This window comes from Mesorhizobium sp. M7A.F.Ca.CA.003.01.2.1 (assembly GCF_003998945.1).
GTDB classification, from domain to species: Bacteria; Pseudomonadota; Alphaproteobacteria; order Rhizobiales; family Rhizobiaceae; genus Mesorhizobium; species Mesorhizobium ciceri.
This window is the reverse complement of the sequence record NZ_RZRA01001130.1, coordinates 1-1,565: the sequence shown is the minus strand read 5'-3', so window position 1 is coordinate 1,565 and position 1,565 is coordinate 1. Positions and strand designations below refer to the sequence as shown.

The following is a 1,565-nucleotide window of genomic DNA, read 5'->3' as shown; positions in this document are numbered from 1 at the left end:
GCGCAGCACCCAGTTGATCTCGGGCGGGATTTCCTTCTGCAACTCGATGATGGCGTCGGCGAGTTTCTTCATCTCGACCTTGCCGGCATCGTTGATCACCTCGGAGCCCGTTGGGAACAGCACTTCCGACTGGAAGACGAAGCGGTCGCCGACGATGCGGATGTTCTCGCGGTCGGCGAGGATTTCGCGCAAACGGCCGAAGAAGTCGGAGCGGTAGCGGTTCAACTCCTGCACGCGCTGCGCCAGCGCGACGTTGAGGCGGCGGCCGAGATCGGCGATCTTGGTGTTGGAATCGCGGTCGCGGATTTCGGAGACGTTGAGCGCATCCTCGAGCGCGCCGATCTGCTTGCGCAGCGCCGCGATCTGCTGGTTGAGTATCTCGACCTGGCTCAGCGCCTGCTGGCTGATCTGGCGCTGGCTGTCGAGTTCGCCGCCGAGCGCCGCTGCACGCTGATTGGCGGCGTCGCCGGCACCGGCACCTTGCGCCAGCAATCGTTCGAGCCGGCTCTTTTCCGCTTGCGCGGCCGACAGCGACGCCTGCAGATTGGCCAGGGAATCATCCTTGTCCTGCGCCGTCGAGCGCTCCAGCGCCAGCAGTTGGGTCAGTTCGTTGATCTGCGAGTTGAGGCGCGAGAGCGCCGTATCCTTGCCGGAGATTTCGCGTCCCAGCAGGAACTGCGCCAGCACGAAGACCGTGAGCAGAAACATGATCGCCAAAAGCAGCGTCGACAGCGCGTCGACGAAGCCCGGCCAGTAGTCGATGCGGCGATCGGTGCGCCGGCCCCTGGCGAGCGCCACTTCAGTGCACTCCGGGCTTCTTCAGGGCATCGGCGATCTTTTCCAGCGTGTTGCGCATCGCCTTCTGCTCGTCGGACTGGGCCTCGACCCAGTCGCGCATGATCTGCTGTTCCGAGCGCATATTCTTGACCAGGCCGGAAATGCCGTCGGCGAGATTGGCCATGGCGGTGGCGACGCGCGGGTTGGAGCCGCCGCCATTCTCCTGCATCGAGCGCAGCCGTTCCGACAGCACCCGGATCTCGTCGGAGGATTCGGTTTTGGCCGGGTCGGCGACGACGATGTCCGACGACAGGTCGGTGACCGAGGAAAGCCAGTTTTCCAGTTCGGTGTAGAAGCGCGTCTGGGCGCGGCCGGCCTGCAGGTCGAGGAAGCCGAGCACCAGCGAGCCGGAGAGGCCGAACAGCGAGGACGAGAAGGCGGTGCCCATGCCGGCCAGCGGCGCCGAAAGCCCCTGCTTCAGGGAATCGAGCACCGCGGCGGCGTCACCGGTGCCGGGATCGAGCGATTCGATGGTTTCGCGGATCGAGCCGATGGTGTTCAACAGTCCCCAGAAGGTGCCGAGCAGGCCGAGGAACACCAGCAGGCCGACGAGATAGCGCGAGGTGTCGCGGCTTTCGTCGAGGCGCGTGGCGATGGAATCGAGCATGGTGCGCATCGAACTGGTCGAGAAGGCCATCGCCGAGGAACGGCCGATCATCGCCTTCATCGGCGCCAGCAGCACCGGTTCGGTCGTCTCCGAGCCGGCACGGAAGGAGTTGACCCAGCGC

2 protein-coding genes are annotated in these 1,565 nt (G+C 65.3%); both read right to left on the bottom strand.

Going from position 1 to position 1,565, the window contains the following annotated elements; all coding sequences use genetic code 11:
- A partial coding sequence (locus tag EN969_RS30460) for a peptidoglycan -binding protein (protein WP_127419702.1) occupies nucleotides 1-798 on the bottom strand: 798 nt, incomplete at its 3' end.
- A gap of 1 nt (nucleotide 799) precedes the next feature.
- A partial coding sequence (locus EN969_RS30455; RefSeq protein WP_127419701.1) for a MotA/TolQ/ExbB proton channel family protein occupies nucleotides 800-1,565 on the bottom strand: 766 nt, incomplete at its 5' end.